This window comes from Actinosynnema sp. (genome assembly GCF_052038725.1).
In genome coordinates, this window is record NZ_JBQGCX010001146.1 from 1 (window position 1) to 3,019 (window position 3,019).

Annotated in this window: 2 protein-coding genes and 1 pseudogene; all 3 read left to right on the forward strand. The window is 77.4% G+C overall.

Annotated features, from left to right (window positions below; genetic code table 11):
* Positions 1–1,428 (forward strand): SLC13 family permease (locus ACTUAL_RS24155; protein ID WP_440901852.1); only part of this gene is annotated, 1,428 nt, incomplete at its 5' end.
* A 26-nt stretch (positions 1,429–1,454) separates the two neighbouring features.
* A complete protein-coding gene (locus ACTUAL_RS24160; RefSeq protein ID WP_440901853.1) occupies positions 1,455–2,606 on the forward strand; it encodes a glycerate kinase family protein in 1,152 nt (383 codons plus the stop codon).
* Between the two features lie 79 nt (positions 2,607–2,685).
* Positions 2,686–3,019 (forward strand): annotated as a pseudogene (locus ACTUAL_RS24165) (hypothetical protein); the annotation flags it as partial.

A 3,019-nucleotide genomic window follows, 5' to 3' on the forward strand; every position in this document is an offset into this window, starting at 1 on the left:
CAGGCGACCGTCCCACTCGCCCGCCCGAAGCCGCCGCGCAAGCGGCCGCGCGCTCACCTCGCCATCGCGCTCGCCGCCCTCGCGGTGCTCGCCGCCGCCCTCCCCGCGGACGGGTTGCACTGGCGGGGCGCGGTGGTGCTCGCGGTGTTCACCGGGGCGGTCGGGGCGTGGGTGTTCACGAAGGTCGACGACACCTGGGTCGCGCTCGTCGCCGTCTCCCTCCTCGCCGCCTCCGGCGCCGTCGAGGCCGACGAGGTGTTCGCCACGCTCGGGGCCGACCTGGTCTGGCTGCTGATCGCCGCCTTCGTGCTCGCCGCCGGGCTCACCCGGTCGGGGCTGGTGGAGCGGTTCACGGCCGCGCTGCTCAACCGGGCCCGCACGCCGCGCCAGCTCGCGCACCTGACCACCCTGGCGCTGGTCGGCTCCTCCCTCGCCGTCCCCTCCACCTCGGGTCGGGCCGCGCTCGCGCTGCCGGTGTTCACCTCGCTGGCGAAGGCCGTGGACCCGCGCCTGGCGAAAGCGCTCTCGCTGCTGTTCCCGACCGTGGTGCTGCTGTCCGCCGTGTCCACCCTGATCGGCGCGGGCGCGCACCTCATTGCCGACCAGCTCCTCGCCGACGCCACCGGCAGCGGCATCGGCTTCCTGCACTGGTTGCTGCTCGGGCTGCCGCTCGCGGTCCTGTCCTGCCACCTGGCCGCCGAGCTGACCCTGCTGCTGTTCACCCGCCGCCGGGACCGCAAGACCCGCCTGAGCCTCGACCTCCCCACCCCGCCGAAGGCCTGGACCGCCCCCGAGAAGCACGCCGCCGCCACGACCGCCGCCGTCCTCGCCCTCTGGTGCACCGAGCCCCTCCACGGCGCCCCGCCCGCGCTCGTCGGCCTGCTCGGCGCCCTGGTCATCACCGTCCCCCCGCACGGCGAGCACCGCGTCTCCCCCGGCGCCGCCCTCAAGACCGTCCCCTGGTCGCTGCTGCTGTTCACCGCCGCGACCGCCGCCCTCGGTGACGCCCTGGTCACCACCGGCGCCGCCCAGTGGCTGGCCGACCACGCCCTCGCACCGCTCGAGCACGCCTCCCCCGAGCACTTCCTGATCGCCGTCGTGCTGGTCGGCACCGCCGCGCACCTGGCCGTCCAGTCCCGCTCGGCCCGCTCGTCCGTGCTGGTCCCGGTGGTGATCCCGCTGGCGCTGGCCGCCGGGGTGAACCCCGCGCGGGCCGTGTTCGCCTCGACCGCCGCCGCCGGGTTCTGCCACACCCTCACGTCCTCGGCGAAGCCGGTCGCGCTGTTCGCCGACGTCGAGGGCGTCCCGACCTACTCGGCGCGCGACCTGCTGCGCCTGTCCGCCGCGCTGGCCCCGCTGCACGTCGCCGTCGTCAGCGCGTTCGCGCTGCTCGTGTGGCCCGCGACCGGTCTCCCCACCTCCCTCTAGTCCCCCAGCCCCGAGGAGCACCAGAGATGCGGATCGTCGTAGCCCCCAGCGGCTTCAAGGAGAGCCTCGGCGCGGAGGCCGCCGCCGACGCCATCGCCACCGGCGTGCGCCGGGTCGTGCCCGACGCGGACGTCGACCGGGTGCCCCTGGTCGACGGCGGCGAGGGCTCGGCCGCCGCGCTCGCGAGCGCCACCGGCGGCCACCTGGTCGACACCACCGTCACCGGCCCGGTCGGGCTGCCGGTGCACTCGCACTTCGCGGTGCTCGGCGACGGCCGCACCGCCGTCGTGGAGATGGCCGCCGCCGCGGGCCTGCGGCTGGTGCCCGCGCACCGGCGCGACCCCGGCCTGACCACCAGCCGGGGCGTGGGCGAGCTGATCTCGGCCGCGCTGGACGCGGGCTGCGACTCGGTGCTGGTGGGCTGCGGCGACTCCGGCACCTCGGACGGCGGCGCGGGCGCGCTCCAGGCGCTGGGCGTGCGCGTCCGGGACCGGCACGGCCGCGAGGTCGCGCCGGGGGCGGCGGCGCTGGCGCACGCCCGCTCGGTGGACGTCTCCGGGCTCGACCCCAGGCTCGCCGCCACCACGACCCGGCTCGCGGTCAACCCGCACAACGTGCTGTGCGGACCGCGCGGCGTGGCCAGGGTGTTCGGGCCGCAGAAGGGCGCGTCGCCCCAGCAGGTGGAGCTGCTGGCGGACGCGCTGGACAACTGGGCCGACGTGCTGCGCCGCGACCTGGGCGCGGACGTGGCGCTGCTGCCCGGCTCCGGTGCGTCCGGCGGGCTCGGGGCCGGGCTGAGCGCGGTGCTCGGCGCGCCGCTGCTGCCCCGGTTCGACGTGCTGCTGGACCACGTCGACCTGGACGCCCGGCTGGCCGCCGCCGACCTGGTGATCACGGCCGAGGGCGCGATCGACGCCCAGACCCCGCACGGCAAGGTGCCCGCCGAGGTGGCGCGCCGCGCCAAGGCGCACGGCAAGCCGGTGATCGCGCTGGCGGGCACGATCGGCCCGCGCGCGGACGCGGCCTACGCGGCGGGCATCGACGCGTTCCAGGCGATCCTGCCGCGCCCGGTGTCGCTGGACGAGGCGATCCTGCGCGGCGGCGAGTTCCTGGCCGACGCGGCCGAGCGGGTGCTGCGGCTGCTCCTGGTGGGCGCGCGGCTCGCGCCGACCGGGTGAGCGGCGCGGGAGCAGGGAGATGAAGATTTCTTCATCCCGCTCTCATGCGGGGTTCGCCCCGGCCGGAGAGGGTGGGCGGGTGCGAGCCTCCCGGATCGTCCTGCTGACCGCCGCGCTGGCGCTGCCCCTCGGGGCGGCGGTGGCGACCTGGGCGCTGCCCGGCGAACCCCCGCCGTCCGCTCCGACGCAGGTCAGGCTGCGGGACAACACCGGGCTGCTGCCGTCGCCGAGCGCGGCGCCACCGGAGAGCACCGCGCCACCGGAGAGCACCGCGCCGGGCACCGGGCAGAGCACCGCGCCGCCCACCCCTCCCCCGGGCACCCCCGTGGTCAACCCCCCGCCCCCCCCGGTCCCCCCCGCCGATTACGACGAAGCAGACGACGCCCACCACGCCAGACCCCGCCCCCCACCGG